The sequence below is a fragment of the Xanthomonas sp. LMC-A-07 genome (genome assembly GCF_030208825.1).
Taxonomy (GTDB): domain Bacteria; phylum Pseudomonadota; class Gammaproteobacteria; order Xanthomonadales; family Xanthomonadaceae; genus Xanthomonas; species Xanthomonas campestris.
This window is the reverse complement of sequence record NZ_JARVTF010000024.1, coordinates 1-24323: the sequence shown is the minus strand read 5'-3', so window position 1 is coordinate 24323 and position 24323 is coordinate 1. Positions and strand designations below refer to the sequence as shown.

The following is a 24323-nucleotide window of genomic DNA, read 5'->3' as shown; positions in this document are numbered from 1 at the left end:
AAGGGCGCTCCTACGGTGATCCGCACGCATCACGATGCGCATGCCGCTGAGCGCGGCTGTTGCCGAGCTACCTCAGAAGAATGACCAACTGCACACACCTGCGTAGGAGCGCGCTTGCGCGCGATGAGGCCTTCCCGGTAATGCCCATCGCGCCCAAGGGCGCTCCTACAAACGTTCTGCACGACTAGCCTGGACCCGATCGGTCATCGCGCTCGCATCAACGCATCAACCCCAATCTCAACGAATCACCAGCACCGGAATCGTGCTGTGTGTCAGCACTTCTACCGTCTGGCTGCCGAGCAATACGCGGCTCATGCCGCGGCGGCCGTGCGAAGTCATCACGATCAGGTCGCTCTTGCACTCCTCGGCGGTCTGCACAATGCCCTCGGCCGCAAAACGGTCCAGCACATGCCGCGCGGTCGCCTTGAGGTTCGCAGCGATCGCCAACTCCACAGCCGGGCGCAGGATCTTTTCCGCAGCCGCCTCGCGCTCCTTGCGATAGTCCGGGCTGGCTTCGTAGCCCACGCTCCAACCCATCGCGTCGTACATGCCCATCGCCCACGGCTCGGAGACGGTGACGATATCGACCTTGGCGCCAGTGGCCTTGGCCAGTTCCAGGCCCTGAAACAACCCGCGGTGGGACAGCTCGGACGCATCGATGGCGATCAGGATACGTTTGTACATGGTGGCCTCCTGGAATGCCGGCACATCCACCGGCGGAATCAGCGTGACAGCGCGGCGCAACTATCGCCTTGAGACAGATCAATTCAGCGGGATACGCGGTCAGTCGGTCGGGGGCGCCTGCGGATCGGTGCGCGCCATGCGCACACGCGCAGGATTCCCCACCGCAGTAGCGCCTGCCGGCACATCGCGGGTGACCACCGCACCGGCGCCGATCAACGCATCGTCACCAATGCGCACGCCCGGAAGAATGATCGCGCCGCCGCCAATCCACACATTGCGTCCCACATGAATCGGGCGGCCAAACTCCAGCCCGCTGGCACGATCAGTCGCATCGCGCGGATGGTCGGCCGCGTAGAACTGCACCGCCGGCCCGATCTGCGTGCCATCGCCGATACTGACCTCGCACACATCCAGAATTACGCAATTGAAGTTGAGAAAAACCCCAGCACCCAAGCGGATGTTGTAGCCATAGTCGCAATGGAACGGCGGGCGAATCACCGCACCTGCACCCACCTCGGCCAGACGCTCGACGAGCAAGGCATGGCGCTGCGCAGCGGGCTGTTGCGCAGCGGCGTTGTAACGCGCCATCCATTGCGCCGCCGCCGCTTGATCTGCCTGCAGTTGCGCGTCGGCCGCGTTGTACAGCTCGCCTGCGAGCATCTTCTGTTTTTCGGATTGCATGCCGTCGTGCGCACCTGTGCAATGAAGTGGTACCAGGGTGGCATGGATCTGGGGGGCACGCATCGAGCGATGCACCAATGGCCCGATTGCCGGCTCACGCGGCTTACAGAACGTCGCGATCGGGCGACTGGTTGAAGCGACTGGCGCGCTCACCACCGACGTGGAAACGGCCAATGCGCATTTCATGCAACGGCCTCACCCGCATAGCGGCTGTGTCTCCATTGCGTTGCTTGCCGCCCACGTTGCAATACCGCTATGCCAGCATCGATACTTCTTCCCGTGCCATTCCGGCACGACCGCGGTCAAGGATGACGTCATGACACGATGTGTATTCGCCTGCATTGCATTACTGGTGTTGGCCTGCCTGAGCACATCTGCACACGCAACCACCTCACTTTCTTTTGAAGAAGGTGGCTACTCCATCATGTTCGAAATCGGGCACGACACCCGGCCAGTGATCGCCAGTTTTCGTTTCAATGCACCTGGCGACAGCGAGGGCGTGTGGTTGCGGGACGGCTTCCAGGTCAAGATGTTCGATACCAAGCGCAGAATCCTCCGCCTGATTTACACAGGACACGACACGCGTGTGCCACCGTTCACCCTGGTCGTGCTCGCCAACAAGTCGACACTTACCGTGAACGGCAAGCAGATCAACTCCCGCTTCAGCTGGAAAATGTAAGCGCACAACGGGGCAACGGCGACGACGCTTCATCCACCTGCTGTCTGCCGCACGCGTCACGCGATTTCGCTTGACGCGTGACGCACACCAGCGCTCGGGGCCCTCTCGTTGCACGCACGGTGCAACGCACTACGACTACGCCTGCTAAAAAACGCAATCGCAGGGGAATGCAACCGGCCTACACCACCGTCAGATTCGCATACGCCATCACCAGCCACTTGGCGCCGACTTCGTCGAACTGCACCTGCACGCGTGCATGCGCGCCGGCACCTTCGTAGTCGACGACCACGCCACCACCGAACTTGGGGTGTTCGACATTGGCGCCGAGCTTGATCGGTGCAGCGTCCACCACGGCGTGCACCGGGCCGCCGCGTGCGGCGCCCAGCGAGGCGGTGCGCGAGACCTGCACCTTGGGCCGCACTTCATGCAGCAGGTCGCGCGGGATTTCGCGCAGAAAGCGCGACGGTACGTTGTAGTTGTCCTGGCCGTGGATGCGCCGCGATTCGGCGTAGCACAGCACCAGTTTCTGGCGCGCGCGGGTGATACCCACGTAGGCCAGGCGACGTTCTTCTTCGAGCCGGCCGCTTTCTTCCAGCGAGCGTGCGCTGGGGAACAGGCCATCTTCCAGCCCAACCAGGAACACGATCGGAAATTCCAGGCCTTTGGCCGAGTGCAGCGTCATCAGCTGCACGCCTTCTTCGCCGGCCTGCGCCTGGCCTTCGCCGGCTTCCAGCGAGGCGTACGCGAGGAAGGCCACCAGTTCGGTCATGCCCTGGCTGTCTTCATCGTCCGGGCGGGTGAAGCGCGAGGCCACCGAGACCAGTTCGTCCAGGTTCTCGGTGCGCGATTCCGAATCCAGCCCGCCGCGGCTTTCCTTGGCCCAATGCTCGCGCAGGCCCGAGCGCATCAGCACATGGTCGATGCGCTCCGCCAGGTCCATCTCGCCGGTTTCGGCCTGCAGCTGGCCGACCAGGCTCAGGAACGTGGCCAGCGCATTGCGTGCACGCGCCGCAAGAGTATTTTCTTGCGTGCACAGCATCGCCGCTTCCCATAGCGACAGCGCATTGGCGCGTGCCAGCCGGCGCACTTCATCCAGGGTGCGGTCGCCAATGCCACGCGTGGGCGTGTTGACCGCGCGTTCGAACGCGGCATCGTCGCTGCGGTTGGTGAGCATGCGTAGGTACGCCAGCGCGTCCTTGATTTCGGCGCGTTCGAAAAAGCGCATGCCGCCGTACACGCGGTACGGCAGTTGTTCGGCAATCAGCGCTTCTTCCAGCGCGCGCGATTGCGCATTGCTGCGATAGAGCACTGCCACTTCGCCATAGCTGCCGCCATCGCGCACCCACTGGCGCGCGCGCTCGACTACATAGCGGGCCTCGTCGACTTCGTTGTAGGCCGCGTACAGATCGATCGGGTCGCCATCGCCGGAATCGGTCCACAACTGCTTGCCGATGCGGTCCGGGTTGTGCGCGATCACCGCATTGGCCGCGCCCAGAATATTGGCGCTGGACCGGTAGTTTTGCTCCAGCCGCACGGTCTGCGCACCGGGGAAATCCTTGAGGAAGCGCTGCACGTTCTCGACCTTGGCACCGCGCCAGCCATAGATGGCCTGGTCGTCGTCGCCCACCACAAACACGTGGCCGCTCTCGCCGGCCAGCACGCGCACAAAGGCGTACTGGATGGCGTTGGTGTCCTGGAACTCGTCCACCAGAATTTCGCGAAAGCGGGCGCGGTAATGCGCCAGCAAGGCCGGGGTGTCACGCAGCAATTCGTGCGCGCGCAGCAGCAGCTCGGCGAAATCCAGCAGGCCGGAGCGGTCGCAGCGTTCCTGGTAGGCGGCGTACACCTGCCGGCGCACCTCGGTCCAGTCGTCGTTGGGCTCGGGCTGGATGTGCTGCGGGCGGCGGCCTTCGTCCTTCTGCTCGTTGATCCACCAGCTCATCTGCTTGGGCGGATACTTGGTCTCGTCCAGCTCCAGCGACTGCACCACGCGCTTGACCAGCCGCAACTGGTCGTCGCTGTCCATGACCTGGAAGCCTTCCGGCAGCCGCGCATCCTGCCAATGCAGGCGCAGCAGGCGATGGGCCAGCCCATGGAAGGTGCCGATCCACATCCCGCGGCTGCCGTTGCGCAGCTGCAGGTCGGTGCGGTGGCGCATTTCGCCGGCGGCCTTGTTGGTGAAGGTCACCGCGAAGATGCCGTGGTTTGGCACGCCCTGGACTTCGTTGAGCCAGGCGATGCGATGGATCAGCACGCGCGTCTTGCCGGAGCCGGCGCCGGCCAGCACAAGGTAATGCCCCGGCGGCGCGGAAACGGCCTCGCGCTGGGCGGGGTTCAGGTGATCGAGCAAATGAGAGACATCCACCCGGGCATTTTACCGGTTGTGGCGTCGCTGCGGCTGAGATTGGGATGAAGGGGTTTGGGATGCGAGGCTTCGCTCGGACCCTCATCCGCCCCTTCGGGGCACCTTCTCCCGGCGGGAGAAGGGACCAAAGCCCCTCTCCTACGGGAGAGGGATTGGGTGAGGGTACGGGGCGAAGCCACGACGAGTGGTGGGTAACACGAGAGCTTCGCTCGCACCCTCATCCGGCGCTTCGCGCCACCTTCTCCCAGCGGGAGAAGGGAACAACGCCCCTCACCGCCCAAGCAATACCAGCACCTCCCGCGCAATCGCCGTTGCCTGCTCACGCAGTTCCGGTACCGCCAGGCTTTCCCATAGCGAGCCGATGCGCAGGCTGCCGATCACCCGCAGGCGTGGATTGGGGCGGCCATCGGCGTCGAGCAGTGCGCCATTGGCGGCAGTGTCCACGCCGATGCCATGCGGGCCGGGCGTGGCGATGCCCTGGCCCAGCAGCTGCTGCAGCAGGCCGTTGCGCATGGCCTGCACGCGCATTTCCACGCCGGTGGCGTTGATCAGCGTCTGCACATCCAGCTGCAGCGCATGCCCGGCGCCGGCACCGGCGCTCACCCGCACACAGGCACCGGCCTGGTACGCCACATCCAGCCGCGCGCGATGCAGTTGCAATTGCCCACGCGCCTGCATTGCCTGCAGGTGCGCATGCACCGGCGCGGCGATGCGGTGGCGGTGCACATCCCAATAGCGAACCACATGGCGCAAGAAACGGCGCTGGTCGGCAGCCGACAGCGTCTGCCATAGCGCCTGGCTCAACGGGCGGATGCGCTCCATCACGCTCTGCCAGGGCAGGCCCTGCGCGGCCGCGTCGCGCGCATGCCGGCGCAATGCACGCATGCGCGCGCGCAGGGGCAGTGCCAGCAGCGGTTGCGGGTCGAACTGTGCCGGCGTGGCGTGTGCGTGCGGCAGCGGCAGCAAGCCGTGCCGCGAGACCACGTGCACCGCGCCGCGGTGCTGGTGCGCGGCCAGGGTGACCACGCTGTCGGCCATGCTCAACCCCGAGCCAATAATGCACACCGCCGCGTCCTGCGGGATCTGCGCCACTGCCGGCGTGTCCCAGGCTTCCACGCGCTGGCCGGGCGCCAGGCCGGCGGCGCCGCGCAATGGCAGCGGCCGCAAGGCATTGCCCACCGCCAGGATCACGCTGGCAGCCTGCAGGTGCTGGCCGTCATCCAAGTGCAGCAGCGCGCCTGCGGCGTTTGGCTGCAGGTCGCGTACGCGAGCGCTGCAGACAGTGAGTGTGGCGGGGCTGCGCGCGCAGGCCTCTTGCAACCGCGCACGCAGGTACGGCGCATACAGGCAGCGGCCCACGAACTGCTGCGGTAGTTGCGCCGCATCCAGCGCCGGGCAGGCCTGTGTGGTCTGCAAGTAGGCGACAAAATCGCCTGGCAACTCGGCCAGCGCGCTCATCCGCGCGGCCGGCACATTGAGCAGATGCTCGGGCCGCGCCGTGGCGTAGGCCACGCCTTCGCCCAATGCCGCGCTGGGCTCGATCATGACGATCTGCAGCGGCGCGGTGGCCTGGCGCAGCAGATGCAAGGCCACCAGCACGCCGGACGCGCCACCACCGACGATGGCGATCGCTGCATCGCCGGGCACACGCTGTTCGTTCATGCTGCAATTGTAGGCGATGGCTGCGTCGGACCCATGACCACCGGTGCGGCGGCAACCGACATGTGAGGTGCTGGATTCGCTGCGCGGCAGCTGACTGCTGGGTGAGGTTCGCAGCCCCACGCGGTGAGACTGCACGCAGCACCCAGGCCGGCATTAGCCCGGCGCCACACTGTGCGTGCGCTGCTCTCTATTACCCGTGGCAAAGGTGTGCATGCTTCGGCTTCACTCCGCCAAGCCTGTGCAAATCAGGCCACCATGCTGCCCGATGCTTCAACGCCAAACCTCATCGCGCGACAGCCATCCAACCGCACACTACATCAACGCATCCGCCAGGCGTGCGATGCCTTCGCGGCTTCGCCGCCAGGCCGGGCGGCGGCGCCACTGCGCGATGTCCACCGGCTGCGACTGCGCCAGGTAATCCTGCTCGATCTCGCGCAGGCGCAGCACCACGTTGCGGTCGTAGCAGAGCATGCCGATCTCGGCATTGAGCGCGAACGAGCGGATGTCCAGGTTGATCGAGCCCACCAGCGCAATGTCTTCGTCCACGCTCAGATGCTTGGCATGCAGAAAGTGCGGCCGGTACAGCGCAATCTTCACTCCACAGCGCAGCAACTCTTCGAAATAGGCTTCCTGCGCCCACGCCGCCAGCCGCTGGTTGTTGTGTTCGGACAGGATCAACTGCACGTCCACGCCAGACATCCCGGCGATGCGCAGCGCACTGAGCATGGCTTCGTCCGGCACGAAATACGGCGTGACCAGCACCACCTTGCGGCGCGCCAGATGGATCACCGCGTTGATTGCATCGCGTGCGTTCTCGAACGGATACGCCGGCCCGCTGGGCAGCAACTGGGTGGCGATGTTGTCGTCGTACACCGGTGCGTCCGGCCACACGTCCAGGCGCTGCCCGGTTTCGGTGAACCAGTCGCTGGCGAACACCGCTTCCAGGTGGTTGACCACCGGCCCGCGTACGCGCGCGACCAGTTCGCGATTGGGCGCGCCGGCGATGAAGCCGGGTGCGGCCAGGTTCTGCGAGCCGACAAAGCCGACCTGGTTGTCGATCACCGCAATCTTGCGGTGGTTGCGCAGGTCCATGCGCCCGCTGCGGCGCCAGCGCAAGCCGCCGGGCAGCAAGGCCAGCACCTCCACGCCACTGGCCTGCAGGCGCTGGCGATAACGGCGCAGGCCGCGCTTGGCGCCCATCGCATCGAGCAGCAAGCGGCAGCGCACGCCGCGTGCGCAGGCGCGTTCCAGCGCAGCCACCACCGCCTCGCCCACCGCATCGTCGAACATCAGGTAATACAGCAGATGCACGCGTTCCTGCGCCTGGTCGATCGCGGTGATCAACGCCTGCAGCGAGGCCTCGTAGTCGTCCAGCAGTTCCACCGCATTGCCCAGCGTGGGCATGAAATCGCCCTGCCGCTCGATCAACGGCACCACTTCGGCGCTGCTGGTGTCCGGCTGCGGGGTCCAGCGCAAGGCGTGCAATGGCAGCTGCTGCTCGCGGATCACCTGCGAGGCCGTGGCCTGGCGCTGCACGCGCTGCCGCGATAGCCACGGGTGGCCGAACAACAGGTACAGCGGCAGGCCAACCACCGGCACGAAGCCGATCAGCAGCAACCAGCTGCGCGCCGCCCCAGGCGTAGTGCGGGTGGGGATCCACAGCAGCGCGGCCAGGCGGATCACCCAGTCCAGCGCCAGCAGCCAGGTCCCTTGCAACCAGTCAGGCAGCATCGGCATCGGGTCTCTTCAAGGGGAGCCCGATTCTGACCGGGCCGCGCATAAACGCAACGGTCCGGCCGCCGCCGCTGCGCAATGCCGGAATGGCCCGGCCGCAGTATCGGCCGGCAGTGCGCGATCGGCGCACACCTGGCGCACGGTCTGCACGAAGGCCGACTGCACGCGGGTGGGGTGCCAGTCGGCGCGCGTGGTCAGGCCGATCTGCCGGCGCAGCTGCGGCACCGCCAGGCCGATCTCGCACAGCAGCCCGGCGCGTTGTTCGAACAGGAACTGGTCACGCGACATCACGGTCAGCCACTCGTCTTCCAGCAGCAGCCCGCGGATGACCAGCACCGACCCGCATTCGATGCGCGGCGGCGGCGGCTCCAGCTGCTGGTCGCGGAACATGCGCTCCCAGCGCGCGCGCAGCGGCGTGCCCGTGGCCGCCACCACCCATGGGTAGTCCAGCAATTGCGCGAAGGCGTAGGCCTGCCCGGCCAGCGGATGCCCGCTGCGCGCCACGATCACCGCCGCATCGTCGAACAGCGCGTCCTGCACCACGTCGTGCACGGGCAACGGCTCGCGCAACGCGCCGATCAACAGGTCCAGCCCGCCCTCGCGCAGCTGCGCCAGCAACTCGGGATACGGCCCTTCGACCACGCTGACGGTGGCACCGGGGTGGCTGCGTGCGAAGCGCGCCAGCGCCCGCGGCAGCAATACAGCGCGGGCAAGTGGCATCACCCCCACCGTCATCCGCCCTGCGTGCTGGGAGCGCAGCGCGGCCACCTCGTCCAGCCCGGCGCCCAGCTCCGCCAGGGCGAGCCGCACCTGCCGCAGCAGCCGCAGCGCCACCGGCGTGGCGTGCACGCTTTTGCCGCGGCGCACGATCAACGGCACTTCGACCACATCGGCCAGCGTCTGCACCGCGCGGTAGATGGCCGGCTGCGAGACCCCGGTGCGCACCGCCGCCAACGAATAGCTGCCGGCCACGTCCACCGCCACCAGTGCCTGCAGCTGCCCCAGCGACACCCGCCGCTCCAGGCCCGGGCGGGCCGGCAGCCGCAGCGCGCGCCGCGCCACCCGCAGCCCGCGCCCCAGATGCGCCAATGCGCGCGCCACCCGCGGTGCCAGCAGGCGCGCGGCCTCGGTGCCGGCCATGCCGCCGGGATGGCGGTCGAACAACCGCACGCCCAGTTGCTGTTCCAGCCGCGCGATGGCCTGGGTGAGCGCCGGCTGCGACAGGTTCACCTGTGGCGCGGCGGCGCTGACGCTACCCGCTTCGGCCACCACATGCATGGCATACAGGTGGCGCAGGTTGAGTTCGAAGGGTGTCGACATGCTCTAACTATAAGCAGAACCAATAGACATACCTTAAATTGATCTTGAGCCAGAAAGCGCTCCACCAACAGACTCGGCGCATTGCTAACGAGGATGGATGGATGAGCCAGGTCGTCACCGACATCGCGCGTGCCCCGGTCGCGGTCGTGCAAGGGTTGGCGCAGGCGGGCGTGGCCACCGTGCACGAAGCCATGGGCCGCAGCGGGCTGCTGCATCACCGGCTGCGGCCGATCTATGCCGGCTGCCGCATCGCCGGCACCGCCGTCACGGTGTCGGTCCCGCCGGGCGACAACTGGATGATGCATGTGGCGATCGAGCAACTGCGCGACGGCGACCTGCTGGTGGTCGCGCCCACCAGCGAGTGCTGCGACGGCTATTTCGGCGACCTGCTCGCCACTTCGGCGCAGGCGCGCGGCTGCCGTGGGCTGATCATCGACGCCGGCGTGCGCGACGTGCGCGACCTCACCGCGATGGGCTTCCCGGTGTGGAGCCGCGCCATCTGCGCGCAGGGCACCATCAAGGAGACCCTGGGCGCGGTGAACGTGCCGCTGGTCTGCGCCGGGCAGCTGATCCAGCCAGGCGATGTGGTGGTGGCCGACGACGACGGCGTCTGCGTGGTGCCAAGCGCCCAGGCCGCGGCGGTACTGGCCGAAGCCCAGGCACGCGAAGCGCGCGAATTGATCAAGCGCGAGCGGCTGGCGCGCGGCGAACTGGGCCTGGACATCTACGCCATGCGCGAGCGGCTGGCCGCTAAGGGCCTGCGCTATGTCTGAGGGCGTACGCGCGATGTGGATGCGCGGCGGTACCTCCAAGGGCGGGTTCTTCCTGGCCGCGGACCTGCCGGCCGACACCGCCGCGCGCGATGCCTTCCTGCTGCGCGCCTATGGCTCGCCGGACCTGCGCCAGATCGATGGCATAGGCGGCGCCGACCCGCTCACCTCCAAGGTAGCCGTGGTGAGCCGCTCCGCGCGCGACGATGCCGACGTGGACTACCTGTTCCTGCAGGTCTCGGTGGACCAGGCACAGGTCAGCGACGCGCAGAACTGCGGCAACCTGCTGGCCGGCGTGGGGCCGTTCGCGCTGGAGCGCGGCCTGCTGCCCGCACAGGACGGCCAGACTGCGGTGCGCATCTTCATGCGCAACACCGGCACCGTGGCCACCGCCACCGTGTGCACGCCGGGCGGCCAGGTGACCTACGCCGGCGACACCCGGATCGACGGCGTGCCCGGCACCGCCGCGCCCATCGCGCTGGCCTTTGCCGAGATCGCCGGTTCCAGCTGCGGCGCGCTGCTGCCCACCGGCAACCCGGTGGACCTGCTGGACGGCATTACGGTCACGCTGATCGATAATGGCATGCCCTGCGTGGTACTGCGTGCCAGCGATGTGGGCATCCGCGGCGACGAAGACCGCGCCACGCTCGATGCCGATGTCGCGCTCAAGGCGCGCCTGGAAACCCTGCGCCTGCAGGCCGGGCCGCTGATGCGGCTGGGCGATGTGGCCACCGCCACCGTGCCGAAATTGATGCTGGTCTCCGCCCCCCGCAACGGTGGCGCGATCACGGTGCGCTCGTTCATTCCGCATCGCTGCCATGCCTCCATCGGCGTGCTGGGTGCGGTCACCGTGGCCACCGCCTGCCTGCTGCCCGGCACGCCGGCGCACGCGCTGGCACAGCTGCCGGGCGGTACCACGCAGCAGCTGGAGATCGAACACCCCAGTGGTGCCAGCAGTTGCCTCATTGCACTGGACGCGCACGGCAACGTGGTGCGCGCCGCTGTCGTGCGCACGGCCCGCAAACTGTTCGATGGGGTGCTGTTTGGCTAGTCAGCGGCCCATGCCATTCACGCTGGCCGATGACGGCACGGCCGGGGGCTTGATGCAGCTGCCGGTGCGCTCGGCAGCTCAGGCGCTACCGTCTGCGCGATGTGACGCCTGCAGCGGCTATTGCCTGCGTAAACGCGCGTATGTAGGCACCTGCAGATCCCGTGCGCCCGGCTGCAGCGGCTGCAAACAAACGCGCGATGCGCACGTTCCCTCACACCAGACGACCCGATGATCATCGACTGCCACGGCCACTACACCACCGCACCTGCTGCGCACGATGCGTTCCGCAAGGCGCAGATCGCCCATCACGACGACCCGCAGCAACCGGCCCCGCAGTACCCGCACATTTCCGACGATGCGCTACGCGAGAGCATCGAACAGCACCAATTGCGGTTGCTGCGCGAGCGTGGCGCGGACATGACCATTTTTTCGCCACGCGCCAGCACCATGGCCCACCACATCGGCGACGAAGCGGTGAGCCAGGCCTGGACGCAGCGCTGCAATGACCTGATCGCGCGCGTGGTGCAGTTGTATCCGCACACCTTCATCGGTGTCTGCCAGCTGCCGCAATCGCCGGGCGTTCCGATCAGCCACTCCATCGCCGAGCTGGAACGCTGCGTCAACGAACTAGGCTTTGTCGGCTGCAATCTCAATCCCGACCCGTCGGGCGGGCACTGGAACGGCGTACCGCTCACCGACCGTGCCTGGTACCCGTTCTTCGAGAAGATGGTGGAGCTGGACGTGCCGGCGATGGTGCATGTGTCCGGCAGCTGCAATGCCAACTTCCACGCCACTGGTGCGCACTACCTCAACGCGGATACCACCGCCTTCATGCAGTTCCTGGAAGGCGATCTGTTCCGCGACTTCCCGAGCTTGCGCTTCATCATTCCGCATGGCGGCGGCGCGGTGCCTTACCACTGGGGGCGCTTTCGCGGGCTGGCCGACATGCTGGGCAAACCGCCGCTGGCCACGCATGTGATGCGCAATGTGTTCTTCGATACCTGCGTGTATCACCAGCCGGGCATCGACCTGCTGTTCGAAGTGATCGACATCGACAACATCCTGTTCGGCTCGGAAATGGTGGGCGCGGTGCGCGGCATCGACCCGCAGACCGGGCATTACTTCGACGACACCAAGCGCTACATCGATGCACTGACAATCTCCGATGCAGACAAGCGCAAGGTGTTCGAAGGCAACGCGCGGCGGGTCTACCCGCGCCTGGATGCGCAACTGCGTGCGCGTGGGCTGTAGCGGCATTCCCTTCTCCCATCGGGAGAAGGTGCCCCGCAGGGGCGGATGAGGGTACGTGCGAAGCCTCTGGCACTCCAACCACTGCAAGTGGCTTCGCCCCGTACCCTCACCCCTACCCCTCTCCCGCAGGAGAGGGGATGCAATCCGCCGAGGTGTAGTGGCCCAGAACGCCAGGCGGGTCTGCCCGCGTCTGGATGCGCAACTGCGTGCGCGTGGGCTGTAGCGGCATTCCCGTCTCCCATCGGGAGAAGGTGCCCCGCAGGGGCGGATGAGAGTACGTGCGAAGCCTCTGGCACTCCAACCACTGCGAATGGCTCCGCCCCGCACCCTCACCCCTACCCCTCTCCCGCAGGAGAGGGGATGCAGTCCGCCGAGGTGTAGTGGCCCAGAACGCCAGGCGGGTCTGCCCGCGTCTGGATGCGCAACTGCGTGCGCGTTGGCTGTAGCGGTGTTCCCTTCTCCCAGCGGGAGAAGATGCCTTGCAGGGGCGGATGAGGGTACGTGCGAAGCCTCTGGCACTCCAACCACTGCGAGCGGCTTCGCCCCGTACCCTCACCCCTACCCCTCTCCCGCAGGAGAGGGGATGCCGTCCGCCGAGGTGTAGTGGCCCAGGAAGTGTGCGGATTTAAACCATTGTTGCGATCAAACCCTGCAACACTCCACAAACGCAAAAACCCCGCCTCGCGGCGGGGTTTTTGTTGGAAGCAGATCGCGTAATCGGTGGATTACTTGATCTTGCCTTCCTTGTACATGACGTGCTTACGCACGACCGGGTCGTACTTCATCATTTCCATCTTCCCCGGAGTGTTTTTCTTGTTCTTATCCGTGGTGTAGAAGTGGCCGGTAGCGGCCGAGGAAATCATACGAATCTTGTCACGCTTGCCTTTTGCCATGACTGCTTACTCCTCAGACCTTTTCGCCGCGCGCACGCAGCTCTTTCAGAACGGCATCAATCCCGTTCTTGTCGATGGTGCGCAACGCATGCGCGGAAACACGGAGCTTGACCCAGCGGTTTTCGCTGGCGACCCAGAAGCGGCGCTCGTGCAGGTTGGGCAGGAAACGACGACGGGTTCTGTTGTTTGCGTGGGAGACGTTGTTACCCGTCTGCACACGCTTGCCGGACACTTGGCATACGCGGGACATTGCGCACCTCGATAAAGTTTGGTGTCTTCCTTAGCCAGGAAAACGGCGGCCCCGACAGCGCTTGGCTGCCACGCAACGTTGGGAATCAAGTACTTACGCTGGGAGCAGGCCGGCACCCCATCGCGTTGGGTGCCGCCGTCCGGAGCGATCCGGGCACAGCGAGCCGCGCATTATGCACGGCATTTCCTTATGCCGCAAGCAGTTAGGGCGCTCCACCGGATGGCTACTCCCGGCTGCCGGGGGCGCGGGGCGCGGCGCACGGGACTGCATGCGGAGTGGCACGCGCGAACTGGACCAGCTCGCTCGCGCGCGCCGCACAGCGTATGCAGCACCCGAGGGAGGGCTACCCGGCTGTGCCCAGCTCGGCCCAGGCGCGCCGGGCCACCTGCCAGGCAGACCGTAGAAACACGACCAGCAAGCCGACCGCGATCAGCAGATCCGGCCAGCCACTGCCTAATGCCCAGACCGCCCCGCTGGCAGCAAGCACCGCGACACCTTCGTAGACATCGTTGCGCGAACACGCCCACGCCGAGGCCAGATTGATGTCGCCATCGCGGTAGGGCCACAGCAGGCGCAGGCACACCAGGTTGGCGAGGAAGTTCGCCGCGGCCACCACGCCCATGCTCTGAAACAGCGGTACCTGCGGATGGGCCAGCTTCCAGCCAATCTCCGCCGCCACGGCCAACGCTGCCAGCAAGATCAAGCCGGCCTTGAGCAAGGCCACGCGCGCCTTGGCCGCCATGCTGGCGCCCACCACCGCCAGACTCAGCGCATAGGTCAGCGCATCGCCCAGGTTGTCCAGGCTGCCGGACAGCAGTGATGCCGCGCCGCTGTGCAGCGCACCGGCCAGCATGAGCGCAAAGCTGCCGGCATTGATTGCCAACACCCACCACAGCACGCTCCGCTGACGCGCGTGCATCGCCGCCACGTCCAAGGTTTTTCCGCATCCGCAACAGGGCGCGCTCATGGCGTGCCCCCGTGCTGCGGCGCCGTCATCGCTGCGGTGCATGAGGCGCGCTCGCGGTGCAGCCAGCGGTACAGCACCGGCAACACCAGCAAGGTGAGCAGGGTCGAGGAGACGATGCCGCCGATCACCACCGTGGCCAGCGGGCGCTGCACTTCCGCACCGGCACCGACATTGAAGGCCATCGGCACGAAGCCCAGCGCCGCCACCAGTGCGGTCATCAGCACCGGCCGCAAGCGCGCCAACGCGCCCTCGCGCAGGGCCTGCTCCAGTGGCATGCCCGCATCGCGCAGGCCGCGGATGAAGGCGATCATGACCAGGCCGTTGAGCACCGCCACGCCCGATAGCGCGATGAAGCCCACCCCGGCCGAGATCGACAGCGACAACCCGCGCAGCGCCAGCGCCACCACGCCGCCGGTCAGCGCCAGCGGCACGCCGCTGAACACCACCACCGCATCGCGCAACGAACCGAACGACCAGTACAGCAGCGCGAAGATCAGCAGCAGCGTGGCCGGCACCACCCAGGCCAAGCGCTGGCCGGCGGAGATCAGCTGCTCGAAGGTGCCGCCGTAGCCGATCCAGTAACCGGTCGGCAGTGCCACCTCGGCCTGCACACGCTGCTGCACCTCGGCCACGAAACTGCCCAGATCGCGGTCGCGCACATTGGCGGTGATGACGATGCGCCGCTTGCCGTCTTCGCGATTGATCTGGTTCGGCCCGAGCACGCTCTCGATCCTGGCCACCTCGCGCAACGGCACCGTGGTCGGCGCACCGCTGCGCCACCCAGCCGCGCGGCTGGATTCGTCGGCATCGTTGCGCTCGCCATCGCCCTGCAGCGGAATCGGCAGGTCGGCCAGCGCGGTCGGGTCCTGGCGCAAGGCTTCCGGCAGGCGCACCACGATGTCGAAGCGGCGGTCGCCGTCGAACAATTGCCCGGCCGGTTGCCCGCCCACCGCTGCGGCCACGGTGTCCTGCACTACGCCAGGATTGAGGCCGTAGCCGGCCAACGCATCGCGATCGGGCACCACGGCCAGCATCGGCAGTCCGGTGGATTGCTCCAGGCCCACGTCGGCCGCGCCAGGCACGCTGCGGGCGACGGCCTCGATCCGCCGACCCACCGTCACCAGCGTGTCCAGGTCATCGCCGTACAGCTTGATCGCCACATCCGCACGCACGCCGGAAATCAGCTCGTTCATGCGCATCTGGATCGGCTGGGTGAACTCGTAGTTGTTGCCGGGCAATTGCCGCACCGCCGCTTCGATCTCGGCCACCAGCTGCGCCTTGGGCTTGCGCGGATCCGGCCATTGTTCGCGGGGATGCATGATCAAGAACGTATCGGCCACCGATGGCGGCATCGGGTCGGTGGCCACTTCCGCCGTGCCCAGCTTACCGAACACGTGCGCCACTTCAGGAAACTGCTTGATGCGCCGCTCCAGCGTGGCCTGCATGCTGATCGCCTGCTCCAGGCTGGTGCCGGGAATGCGCAGGGCATGCAGGGCGATGTCGCCCTCGTCCAGGTTCGGGATGAATTCGCTGCCCAGCCGGGTGGCCAGCGCCGCACACAGCACCACCGTGGCCAGCGCTCCGATGCCGACCCAACGCGCATGCCGCAACACGCGATCCAGCAGCGGCGCATACACCCCGCGTGCCCAGCGCATGGCGCGGTTTTCGTGCTCGGCCACCTTGCCGCCGAGCAACAAGGCGATGGCCGCCGGCACGAAGGTCAGCGACAGCAGCATCGCACCGGTGAGCGCGAGCACCACGGTGACTGCCATCGGGTGGAACATCTTGCCCTCGATACCGGTGAGCGCGAACACCGGCAGATACACCGCCGCGATGATGCCCACGCCGAACAGGCTGGGGCGGATCACCTCGGCGGTGGCCTCGGCGGTGAGGGCAAAGCGCTCGTCACGTTCCAGCACGCGGCCCAGCCGTGCCTGCGCCTCGCCGAAACGGCGCAGGCAGTTCTCCACGATGATCACCGCGCCATCGACGATCAGGCCGAAATCCAGCGCGCCCAGGCTCATCAGGTTGCCCGACACCCCACCGCGCACCATACCGGTGAGGGTGAACAACATCGCCAGCGGAATCACCGCGGCGGTGATCAGCGCTGCACGCACATTGCCCAGCATCAGGAACAGCACCACGATCACCAGCAACGCGCCTTCGATCAGGTTCTTGGCAACGGTGACGATAGTGCGGTCCACCAATGCGGTGCGGTCGTACACCGGCACCGCACGCACACCGGCCGGAAGACTGGCGTTGGCCAACTCCAGCCGCTGCGCAGCCGCCTGCGCCACCGTGCGGCTGTTGGCGCCCACCAGCATGAACACCGTGCCCAGCACCACTTCGGTTCCGTCTTGCGTGGCGGCACCGTTGCGCAGCTCGCGGCCTTCGCCCACCTGGGCCACATCGCGCACCCGGATCGGCACACCTTCGCGCCGATCCAGCACAATCGCCCCGATCTGCGCGATGTCATCCACCTGCCCCGGCACCCGCACCAGGAACTGCTGCCCGCTGCGCTCGATGTAGCCGGCACCGACGTTGCGGTTGTTGGCCTCCACCGCCTGAGCCACATCGTCCAGGGTGAAGCCCAACGCCACCAGACGCGCAGGATCCGGGGTGATATGGATCTGCCGCGCATGCCCGCCGATGGTGTTGACCTCGGTCACGCCAGGCACGTTACGCAACTGCGGGCGCACCACCCAATCCTGCAAGGTGCGCAGATCGGTCGCTGTCCACGCAGTGCCGTCGGCCTTGCGCGCGTTCGGCTTGGCTTCGACCGTGTACATGAAAATCTCGCCCAACCCCGTTGCGATCGGCCCCAACTGCGGCTCCAGCTCCGGCGGCAATTGCGACTTCACCTGCTGCAGCCGCTCGGCCACCTGCTGCCGCGCAAAGTACAGATCGGTGCCATCGGCAAACACCGCGGTCACCTGCGACAACCCGTAGCGCGACAAGGACCGCGTGGACTCCAAGCCCGGCAGCCCCGCCAGCACCGTCTCCAACGGAAACGTCACCCGCTGCTCGGATTCCAGCGGCGAATATCCCGGCGCCGCCGTATTGACCTGCACCTGCACATTGGTGATATCCGGCGTGGCATCGATCGGTAACCGCGAAAAACTCCACGCACCGATCGCAATCAACACCCCCGTCAACGCCAGCATCAACCACCGCTGCGCGATCGCAAACCCAATGATCTTAGTAAGCATGGCGGGCACCTCCACAAACGTGCTGCGTACATGGCGCAGTGATCGCGCCAGCAGCGCGCCTGCGACTTATCCCGCCGGAGAACCCAGCACTGCCCAGATCACTGCAGGCACCGCTGATACAGCGAGCGTCTTTGTGATCAGCGTTGCCATTGGCATATCTGTTGCTGTTGTTGCTGTTGTTGCTGTTGATGTTGCTGATGTTGCCGTTGTTGCTGTTGCTGTTGCTGTTGTTGTTGCTGTTGTTGTTGTTGTGGCTGTGGCTGTGGCTGTTGCTTTCGATCTTGCCGTTGCCGTACCGGGGCCCCTTCCGCAGCGGCGGAGACGGTGGGCAAACCCCACCGGGGCGGCGCGCAAGGATTCGCGGCATTTTCGGCAGGGACAGGATGTCCCTTCCGAAAATTCCCGCCGGCTCCGCGCACCCGAAGGGCGCGTAGGCGGGGTGTGCTTTCTTTTGGTTACGTTTCTTTGCACAAGCAAAGAAAAGTGACTCGCGCCCGAGAGGGCGTGAAAGCCCCTGCCATTGCACCGGCCGAAAAGACCGAACACCACATTCGTTATTGCTAGCGAAGCACGCAACCGCGCACACGCCATGGTTTGAGCTGTCACGAAGCACCGGCAACCCCAACTGACATGACGGCGCAGCGGAGGAAACAGCAGACACGCAATGATCAATGATCATGCGACGCCCCCGACTTCTCGATATCCGCCTTCACCAGATAACTCTGCTCCACCACCACCACATCCCCCGCCGCCACCCCCGACAGCACCTCCACCTGCTGCGCATCGCGCGCACCCAGCGTCAACGGCCGCACCTCGTAGGTCTCGCCCACCTGCACGAACACCACCTGCCAATCGCGGAACTGTTGCAACGCGCTCACCGGCACCACCAACTTGGCCGGCTGCTGCGCCACCGTCACCCGCGCCTTCACTGCCGACCCTGGCCGCCACAGGCCATCGGTATTGCGCAACACCGCGCGCGCCACCGTGCTCTGGCTCGCGGTTGCCGTGCCTGGCAATACCCGCTCCAACGTGGTCTGCGCCACCACACCGTCGCTGATGCGGGTCACGGTGACCGGCGCGCCGGCGGTGATGTGCCCGGCATCGGCGCCGAAGATGTGCAGGTCCACCCACAAGGTGGAGAGGTCGGCGATTTCGAACAGCGCCTGGCCTTCGCCGGCATTGCTGCCTACGCTGGCGTTGCGTGCCAGCACGGTGCCGCTGATCGGCGCGCTCACGCTGTAGGTGGTCAGGCTCAGATTGCTCTCCACCGTGGCTAGTACCTGCCCGGCGCGCACCTGGTCGCCCACGTTGGCGCGCAGGCTGCGCACCGGGCCGGGGAAGCGCGCGGTGGCCTGTGCCTGCCCGCCTTCGGCCGGCGTCAGCAGGCCCTGCACCTCATGCTGGTCGGCAATGCTGCCAGCGGCCACCGGTGCCACGCGAATGCCACTTTCCTTGGCGATCGCCGCGGCGATCGTGGTGCGGCCTTCGTAACTGTCATAGGTCCAGCGATGCGCCTTGCCTTGCACCGTCGCGCGCAGCTCGACATCGAACGAATGCGGCTCGGCCACCACGCTGTCGGCCAGCAGGCGGCCATCGGGGCGTGCGCTGAGCCGGTGCACTTCGGTGGCGCCGCCCAGACGGGTGAGCCGCACCTCCACACTGCCGGCGGTGGCCGGCAGTGGTTTGCCATCGCGGTAGAGCCAGGCCTGGTAGGTGGGCGGGGTGCCGTCTTCGGCAATCGCCAGCTCGACGCTGTCGCCGTCCTGGCTCAGCAGGCGCCCGCCGTGGCTGCCTTTGGCGGCTTCTTCGGCGTGCGCCTCGCCGCCGTGTTCTGCGGTTTCGCCGGCATGCGCGTGTGCGTCGTCGCCATCACGGCCACAGCCGCCCAGCAGCAGCGCCAGCAATAGCGGCGCGATCCAAGAAGTCGTGGTCATGGAAACAGGTCCTGTGAGGTGCCCGCGCAGTGCGCCGGAGGCAGCAAGCGATGAAGAACAGCGCGCGGAGGTGGTGCGCGATGTGTGCGTCTGCAGATGTGCGCGTGGCAGCACGCGCAGGCGTGCCGCCGCTGCAAGACAACCGGTGGTGATGCGTGCAGGCAGCAGTGCGATCAGCCTGCTGCGGCACTGCAGGTGCCAGACGTGCAGGCTCATGGCGTCACCTGCGCAGGCACGACAAACGGCTGGCCGGTCAGGCGCTGGATTTCGATCAGCGCGGTCTGCGCCTCCGATGCGGCGGCCAGTTGCTGCTGGCGTGCGTCGTTGTGTTGCGCCTGCAATTGCGCCCAGTCCAGATAGCTGGTGGCACCGGCGCGGTAGGCGCGTTCGGCAGCAGCATCGGCGCGGGCGAGTGCGGGCAGCACGTCCTCGCGCATGCGGCTGACTTCCAGCTGTGCGGCGCGGTAGCGGCCGTGCGCGTCGGCCAGCGTGGTGTAGAGCACCAGCACCTGCGACTGCCGTTCGATGTCCAGCAACGACAGCTCCGCTTCGGCCGCGCGGATCTCCGGCTGCGCACGTGCCGCGCTGCCCAGCGCCAACGACACCCCACCGACCAGCGCGGTGGCATCGCTGCCCTGCAGGCGGCGCACGCCCACCTGCCAATCCAGATCCGGGCGTGCCTGGCTGCGGGCCAGCCGCACCCGTGCCTCGCGCACGCGCTGTTCGTTGTTCAAGCGCGCCAGCTCGGGCGTGGCATCGAGCAGCTGCGCCAGCACGTCGAAGTCGGGAATCGCCGGCAACTGCAGCGGGTCGCCGGTGACTGCGGCGAAGTCGGGCGTGCGTTCGCCCCACAACACCGCCAGCTGCCGACACGCGGCCAACCACTCCTGCTGCGCGCGATCGCGCTCCAGTTCCGCACGGGCCTGCAGCGCCTGCGCGGTCAGCACCACCGATTCGGGCGATGCGCCGGCCTGCAGGCGCTGACGCGCCGCTCGCACGGTGCGCTGCCGTTGCGCCAGCGTCTCCAGCGCCACCTTCTGCCGCTGCGCCGCCAGGCTGATGGCCAGATAGCGCCGCGCCACTTCGGCCAACACATCCAGCCGTGCCAGTGCACGTTGTGGTGCCAGCGCGTCGATGCGCGCCTGGGCCAGGGTGCGGCGCGCGTCGAGCTTGCCGCCGCGCTCCAGCACCCCGGCCAGGGTGACGGTAAGTTCGGCCTGGTCCAGCGCGCGCGCAGGTCCGGTGCCGAACACGTTTTCGACCTGTGCGCCCAGGCGCAACGGCGGACGCAGGGCGTCGCGTTCGGCTTCGGCGGTAAGCACCGCACGCTGGCCATCGGCCAGGCGCAGATCGGGATGCTGCTGGGCAACGCGCGCAATGGCGTCGTCCAGGGTCAGCACGGGCTTGGGCGGTACGTCCTGCGCCATGGCGCACGGCACGACCGCGAAGACGGCAAATGCCGTCAGTCGCAACCACATGAGGGTGTCTCCGGAATCGGGATCGATGGACAGGCCGGCAGCTGCCGGCGATGCATCACGCCGCGATCGGGGGACGCAACAGGGTCTCGATCAGGTGCGAGCGGTAGACGCTGGGCAGCGGCGCCGGCTGCGCCTGCGCGCTGGCCGGCAACGGGCCCCACGCTGCGGCCGACAACAGGGCCGGGCTGTGTCCGTGGCAATAGCCGCTGTGCATCAGGGCATGCAGCAGGCCGGCGCCATCCTGGTTGCCGCCCGCATCGGCTTCGTCGGCACCGTCGTGGCCATGCGCGGCGGTGTCGTCCAGATGTGCCTGGTCATGCGCCAGCGCATGCACGTCGCCCAGCGCACAGGCGATGGGCGCGACCAGCACGCCCATTATCAGCACCGCCAGCGCCATCAGGCGCAGCAACGGGTGCAACAGGCGGGCGCGGCGGAGCAACATGCCCGCAGCGTATAGAGGCCGAGGGGGTTACACAATCGCAGTGCGGGTGTCTTGTCGCGTTAGGCGTAGAAACACCGATGCCGGTGTCGGGGTGCGCCTGACGGGTGGACGTCGGTTGGGGATCGGTACGGCTTCGCGGCCAGGGCCGCTCCTACGTGGAGCGGGCCACTGGTGCCGTCTTTCCTGCGCAGGCCGCCGCGTGGCTGCGGGCCCGGGCGATCACGGCGCGGTGGTCGGTGCCGGCTTCTGGTCGGCCGGACGGGCCTTGCTCTGCGCGATGAAGGCGCGCACCTGCTGTTGCAGCACCGGCAAGGTCACCGAGCCCTGGCGCAGCACCACGTCGTGGAAGGCCTTGATGTCGAAGCGCTCGCCCAGCGCCTGTTCGGCTTCGGCGCGCAGTTTGACGATGGCGATCTCGCCGAGCTTGTAGCTCAGCGCCTGCGCCGGCCAGGAGATGTAGCGGTCCACCTCGGTGGTGACTTCGTGCTCGCTCAGTGCGGTGTGGTCGCGCAGGTAGGCCAGCGCCTGGTCGCGGCTCCAGCCGTCGTGATGCACACCGGTGTCGATCACCAGACGGCAGGCGCGCCACATCTCGTAGGTGAGCCGGCCGAACTCTTCGTACGGTGTCTCGTAGATGCCCATCTCCTGGCCGAGTTTTTCGGTGTACAGCGCCCAGCCTTCGCCATAGGCGGAAATGTAGTTTTCGCGGCGAAAGGCCGGCTGCTCGCCCTGTTCCAGCGCCAGTGAGCCTTGCAGCGAGTGGCCGGGCGAAGATTCGTGCAGGGTGAGCGCGGGCAGGTTGTACAGCGGCCGCGACGGCAGGTTGTAGGTGTTCACCCAATAGGTGGTGGCGCCGCCGCGCCCGGCGGTCCAGAACGGGGCGATATCGTCCGGCACCGGCTTGATGGTGAAGCGCCCGCGCGGCAGCGTGCCGATGAACTTGCCCACCTGCCCGTCCACGCGCTTGGAAATCCACGCGGCGCGGTCCAGCAACTCCTGTGGAGTCTTGGCATAGAACTGTGGATCGGTGCGCAGGAAGGTCAGAAACTGCGCAAAGCTGCCCTTGAACCCAACCTGTTGGATGATTGCGTTCATCTGGGTCTGGATGCGCGCCACCTCGTCCAGGCCAATCTGGTGGATCTGGTCCGGGGTGAGATCCAGCGTGGTGTATTCGCGGATCTGCTGGCGATAAAACGCCTTGCCGTCGGGCATGGCTTCGGCGGCCAAGGTGGTGCGCGCCTTGGGCACGTAGTCGTTGCGGAAGAAAGTCAGCAATTTGGCGTACGCCGGGATCACCGCGCCGCTCACGGCCGCCTTGGCCTGCCCGCGCAGCTGCGCCTGCTCGGCGGCGGGGATCTGCGCGGGCAGCTGCTTGAACGGTGCGTAGAAGGTGGACTCGGTGGGGTCGCTCACCTGCGCCACGGTGGCGATGGAGCCATCGCGCCCGTCCAGCACCGCGCGCGGCACGCTGAAGCCGCGGGCCAGGCCGGCGCGCATGTTGGCGACCTGCTGGTCGAAATAGCGCGGCACGTCATTGAGGCGGGCGATGTAGGCGCGGTATTCGGCGGCGGTCTTCATTGGCCGCTGCGCCATGAAGCCGAGGTTGGACCAGAACGAGCTGTCCGAATTGAACGGCATCTCGTAGGCACGCAGGCGCACCTCGGCGGCGAGGTTTTCCACCTGCGGACGGTAGATGGCGTAGTTGACCTGGTTGGCCGGCGAGAGCATGGCCGGGTCGATTCCGTCGAGCTGCTTGAGCACGCCGTCCCAGACCGCCAGGCGCGCCTGCTGCGCGGCCGGGCCAACGTCGGGCAGGCGGGTGTTGTCGCCGGTGGTGTCGGTGTCTTCGTCGGCCTGGCCGGTCTCGGCCTGTCGCCATGCCCATTCTTTCTCGTAGATGGCGCGGAAGCGCGCATCGGCTGGCGCTTCGGTGCGCAGCGTGGCCGGCGCGTTGGCCGCTACCGGTGGCGCGGCATCGGCGCTGAAGGACAGGCCCAGCAGGGCGAACGAAAGTGCGGCGGCAAGGGGAGATGTCACGTGCGGGCAACCTGCGGTCGAAACGAACCTCCGATCATCTCAGGCACCGGGCCGGCTGCCATGGGCCGGAAGTCCCAACGCGTGCGTCAGGCTTGCGGCTGGGCTTGCTTCCATCCGCGCCGCCGCGTGTGCGGCTACGCCAGATCAGTCCTTGTGCACCACCACCAGGTGGCGCTCGCCGTCCAGGCCGGGCACCTGCAACGGATGCACCTCGCCCACGCGCCAGCCGGCGGGCAATGCAGCGATTTCCTCGTGCGGGTAGACGCCCTTCATCGCCAGCAGGCTGCCGCCCGGACGCAGCAGATGCCCGCCGACGGCGATGATGCCGGCCAGCGTATCCAGCGCGCGGGCGGTGAGATGGTCGTAGGCGGCCGGTTCGTCCACGGCCTCGGCACGCGCCTCGGCCACGCGGGCATTGCCCAACGCCAGGTGCCGCAGCGCCTCGCGCATGAAACGCGCCTTCTTGCCGTTGCTTTCCACCAGCGTCACCTGCAGCTGCGGGCGGGTGATTGCCAGCGGGATGCCGGGCAGCCCGGGGCCGGTGCCCAGATCGGCCAGCGTGCCGCTGACGATGTAGGGCTGCATGGCCAGCGAATCGAGCAGATGGCGGGTGACCATCTCGCGCGGGTCGCGCACGGCGGTGAGGTTGTAGGTCTTGTTCCAGCGCACCAGCAGCGTCAGGTAGCGCAGCAGCGGCGCGGCAAAGTCCGCATCCAGGGATTGGGCCTGCAGGCCGTTGGCCAGTGCGGCGGAGACATCGGGGGGAAGCGCAGCATCGTTCATGCCGCGATTATCGCAGCTGGCAGCGGCGCGGCGGGATTGGGGATTGGGGATTGGGGATTGGGGATTGGGGATTGGGGATTGGGGATTCGGGATTCGGGATTCGGGATTCGGGATTCGGGATTCGGGATTCGGG

At 67.2% G+C, this 24323-nt stretch carries 20 protein-coding genes; 5 read left to right on the top strand and 15 right to left on the bottom strand.

Features of this window, described 5'->3' with window-relative positions:
* Nucleotides 1-237: 237 nt before the first annotated feature.
* Entirely contained in the window at nucleotides 238-684 is a 447-nt protein-coding gene (locus QRM89_RS20955; protein WP_011039095.1) for a universal stress protein, read from the bottom strand.
* Between the two features lie 99 nt (nucleotides 685-783).
* A complete protein-coding gene (locus QRM89_RS20950; protein ID WP_285449035.1) occupies nucleotides 784-1365 on the bottom strand; it encodes a sugar O-acetyltransferase in 582 nt (193 codons plus the stop codon).
* A 454-nt stretch (nucleotides 1366-1819) separates the two neighbouring features.
* Between QRM89_RS20950 and QRM89_RS20945 the strand changes: the two genes are divergently transcribed.
* Complete coding sequence (locus tag QRM89_RS20945; protein WP_285449039.1) at nucleotides 1820-2044, top strand: hypothetical protein; 225 nt, start codon at nucleotides 1820-1822, stop codon at nucleotides 2042-2044.
* A 178-nt stretch (nucleotides 2045-2222) separates the two neighbouring features.
* On the opposite strand, the gene uvrD is transcribed toward QRM89_RS20945, so the two are convergent.
* The 4 genes from uvrD to QRM89_RS20925 all read right to left on the bottom strand — a co-directional run bounded on the left by uvrD (nucleotide 2223) and on the right by QRM89_RS20925 (nucleotide 9125).
* Entirely contained in the window at nucleotides 2223-4409 is a 2187-nt protein-coding gene (gene uvrD, locus QRM89_RS20940) for a DNA helicase II (RefSeq protein ID WP_050912513.1), read from the bottom strand.
* A 270-nt stretch (nucleotides 4410-4679) separates the two neighbouring features.
* Nucleotides 4680-6071, bottom strand: coding sequence for an FAD-dependent oxidoreductase (locus tag QRM89_RS20935; protein ID WP_285449033.1), 1392 nt, complete (start codon nucleotides 6069-6071; stop codon nucleotides 4680-4682).
* A 312-nt stretch (nucleotides 6072-6383) separates the two neighbouring features.
* A complete protein-coding gene (gene cls, locus QRM89_RS20930; protein ID WP_042597859.1) occupies nucleotides 6384-7802 on the bottom strand; it encodes a cardiolipin synthase in 1419 nt (472 codons plus the stop codon).
* 15 nt (nucleotides 7803-7817) lie between these two features.
* Nucleotides 7818-9125, bottom strand: coding sequence for a LysR substrate-binding domain-containing protein (locus QRM89_RS20925; protein WP_285449031.1), 1308 nt, complete (start codon nucleotides 9123-9125; stop codon nucleotides 7818-7820).
* A 101-nt stretch (nucleotides 9126-9226) separates the two neighbouring features.
* Here QRM89_RS20925 and QRM89_RS20920 point away from each other — a divergent pair, with 101 nt between their 5' ends.
* From QRM89_RS20920 to QRM89_RS20910, 3 genes are all read left to right on the top strand, one after another.
* The gene (locus QRM89_RS20920) at nucleotides 9227-9898 is read left to right on the top strand and encodes a 4-carboxy-4-hydroxy-2-oxoadipate aldolase/oxaloacetate decarboxylase (protein WP_042595914.1); all 672 of its coding nucleotides are present in this window, start codon (nucleotides 9227-9229) and stop codon (nucleotides 9896-9898) included.
* Nucleotides 9891-10946 (top strand): 4-oxalomesaconate tautomerase, encoded by a 1056-nt coding sequence (locus tag QRM89_RS20915; RefSeq protein WP_285449028.1) that lies wholly within the window; start codon nucleotides 9891-9893, stop codon nucleotides 10944-10946. Before QRM89_RS20920 ends, QRM89_RS20915 begins: the two co-directional genes overlap by 8 nt.
* Before the next feature lie 228 nt (nucleotides 10947-11174).
* The gene (locus tag QRM89_RS20910) at nucleotides 11175-12197 is read left to right on the top strand and encodes an amidohydrolase family protein (RefSeq protein WP_114999437.1); all 1023 of its coding nucleotides are present in this window, start codon (nucleotides 11175-11177) and stop codon (nucleotides 12195-12197) included.
* A 725-nt stretch (nucleotides 12198-12922) separates the two neighbouring features.
* On the opposite strand, the gene rpmG is transcribed toward QRM89_RS20910, so the two are convergent.
* The 4 genes from rpmG to QRM89_RS20890 all read right to left on the bottom strand — a co-directional run bounded on the left by rpmG (nucleotide 12923) and on the right by QRM89_RS20890 (nucleotide 17516).
* Entirely contained in the window at nucleotides 12923-13090 is a 168-nt protein-coding gene (rpmG, locus tag QRM89_RS20905) for a 50S ribosomal protein L33 (RefSeq protein WP_002809462.1), read from the bottom strand.
* Between the two features lie 13 nt (nucleotides 13091-13103).
* Nucleotides 13104-13340, bottom strand: a complete 237-nt coding sequence (gene rpmB / locus QRM89_RS20900) for a 50S ribosomal protein L28 (RefSeq protein WP_002809459.1) — start codon at nucleotides 13338-13340, stop codon at nucleotides 13104-13106.
* Nucleotides 13341-13683: 343 nt separating this feature from the next.
* Entirely contained in the window at nucleotides 13684-14307 is a 624-nt protein-coding gene (locus QRM89_RS20895) for a cation transporter (RefSeq protein WP_285449024.1), read from the bottom strand.
* The gene (locus tag QRM89_RS20890) at nucleotides 14304-17516 is read right to left on the bottom strand and encodes a CusA/CzcA family heavy metal efflux RND transporter (RefSeq protein WP_285449022.1); all 3213 of its coding nucleotides are present in this window, start codon (nucleotides 17514-17516) and stop codon (nucleotides 14304-14306) included. Before QRM89_RS20890 ends, QRM89_RS20895 begins: the two co-directional genes overlap by 4 nt.
* Here QRM89_RS20890 and QRM89_RS20885 point away from each other — a divergent pair.
* On the top strand, nucleotides 17515-18003 hold the full coding sequence (locus QRM89_RS20885; protein WP_285449020.1) for a hypothetical protein: 489 nt from the start codon (nucleotides 17515-17517) through the stop codon (nucleotides 18001-18003). The two genes, QRM89_RS20890 and QRM89_RS20885, sit on opposite strands and share 2 nt — an antisense overlap.
* A gap of 181 nt (nucleotides 18004-18184) precedes the next feature.
* On the opposite strand, the gene QRM89_RS20880 is transcribed toward QRM89_RS20885, so the two are convergent.
* The 5 genes from QRM89_RS20880 to rsmG all read right to left on the bottom strand — a co-directional run bounded on the left by QRM89_RS20880 (nucleotide 18185) and on the right by rsmG (nucleotide 24190).
* Nucleotides 18185-19450 carry an efflux RND transporter periplasmic adaptor subunit gene (locus QRM89_RS20880; protein ID WP_285449017.1) on the bottom strand — a complete coding sequence of 422 codons (1266 nt, stop codon included), beginning with the start codon at nucleotides 19448-19450 and terminating at the stop codon, nucleotides 18185-18187.
* Nucleotides 19451-19662: 212 nt separating this feature from the next.
* Nucleotides 19663-20928, bottom strand: a complete 1266-nt coding sequence (locus tag QRM89_RS20875; protein ID WP_285449015.1) for a TolC family protein — start codon at nucleotides 20926-20928, stop codon at nucleotides 19663-19665.
* A 55-nt stretch (nucleotides 20929-20983) separates the two neighbouring features.
* The gene (locus QRM89_RS20870; RefSeq protein ID WP_285449013.1) at nucleotides 20984-21370 is read right to left on the bottom strand and encodes a hypothetical protein; all 387 of its coding nucleotides are present in this window, start codon (nucleotides 21368-21370) and stop codon (nucleotides 20984-20986) included.
* Between the two features lie 219 nt (nucleotides 21371-21589).
* Nucleotides 21590-23407 (bottom strand): DUF885 family protein, encoded by a 1818-nt coding sequence (locus tag QRM89_RS20865; protein ID WP_285449010.1) that lies wholly within the window; start codon nucleotides 23405-23407, stop codon nucleotides 21590-21592.
* Between the two features lie 144 nt (nucleotides 23408-23551).
* Complete coding sequence (rsmG, locus tag QRM89_RS20860; protein WP_011039110.1) at nucleotides 23552-24190, bottom strand: 16S rRNA (guanine(527)-N(7))-methyltransferase RsmG; 639 nt, start codon at nucleotides 24188-24190, stop codon at nucleotides 23552-23554.
* Nucleotides 24191-24323: the final 133 nt, after the last annotated feature.

What these genes read in the sequence shown, in the direction of transcription:
- cls (WP_042597859.1), bottom strand. Translation starts at nt 7,802, where the DNA reads ATGCTGCCTGACTGGTTGCAAGGGACCTGGCTGCTGGCGCTGGACTGG.
- QRM89_RS20925 (WP_285449031.1), bottom strand. Translation starts at nt 9,125, where the DNA reads ATGTCGACACCCTTCGAACTCAACCTGCGCCACCTGTATGCCATGCAT.
- rpmB (WP_002809459.1), bottom strand. Translation starts at nt 13,340, where the DNA reads ATGTCCCGCGTATGCCAAGTGTCCGGCAAGCGTGTGCAGACGGGTAAC.
- QRM89_RS20955 (WP_011039095.1), bottom strand. Translation starts at nt 684, where the DNA reads ATGTACAAACGTATCCTGATCGCCATCGATGCGTCCGAGCTGTCCCAC.
- QRM89_RS20910 (WP_114999437.1), top strand. Translation starts at nt 11,175, where the DNA reads ATGATCATCGACTGCCACGGCCACTACACCACCGCACCTGCTGCGCAC.
- rsmG (WP_011039110.1), bottom strand. Translation starts at nt 24,190, where the DNA reads ATGAACGATGCTGCGCTTCCCCCCGATGTCTCCGCCGCACTGGCCAAC.
- QRM89_RS20895 (WP_285449024.1), bottom strand. Translation starts at nt 14,307, where the DNA reads ATGAGCGCGCCCTGTTGCGGATGCGGAAAAACCTTGGACGTGGCGGCG.
- QRM89_RS20890 (WP_285449022.1), bottom strand. Translation starts at nt 17,516, where the DNA reads ATGCTTACTAAGATCATTGGGTTTGCGATCGCGCAGCGGTGGTTGATG.
- QRM89_RS20935 (WP_285449033.1), bottom strand. Translation starts at nt 6,071, where the DNA reads ATGAACGAACAGCGTGTGCCCGGCGATGCAGCGATCGCCATCGTCGGT.
- QRM89_RS20875 (WP_285449015.1), bottom strand. Translation starts at nt 20,928, where the DNA reads ATGTGGTTGCGACTGACGGCATTTGCCGTCTTCGCGGTCGTGCCGTGC.
- QRM89_RS20885 (WP_285449020.1), top strand. Translation starts at nt 17,515, where the DNA reads ATGGCGGGCACCTCCACAAACGTGCTGCGTACATGGCGCAGTGATCGC.
- QRM89_RS20880 (WP_285449017.1), bottom strand. Translation starts at nt 19,450, where the DNA reads ATGACCACGACTTCTTGGATCGCGCCGCTATTGCTGGCGCTGCTGCTG.
- QRM89_RS20870 (WP_285449013.1), bottom strand. Translation starts at nt 21,370, where the DNA reads ATGTTGCTCCGCCGCGCCCGCCTGTTGCACCCGTTGCTGCGCCTGATG.
- rpmG (WP_002809462.1), bottom strand. Translation starts at nt 13,090, where the DNA reads ATGGCAAAAGGCAAGCGTGACAAGATTCGTATGATTTCCTCGGCCGCT.
- QRM89_RS20920 (WP_042595914.1), top strand. Translation starts at nt 9,227, where the DNA reads ATGAGCCAGGTCGTCACCGACATCGCGCGTGCCCCGGTCGCGGTCGTG.
- QRM89_RS20950 (WP_285449035.1), bottom strand. Translation starts at nt 1,365, where the DNA reads ATGCAATCCGAAAAACAGAAGATGCTCGCAGGCGAGCTGTACAACGCG.
- QRM89_RS20915 (WP_285449028.1), top strand. Translation starts at nt 9,891, where the DNA reads ATGTCTGAGGGCGTACGCGCGATGTGGATGCGCGGCGGTACCTCCAAG.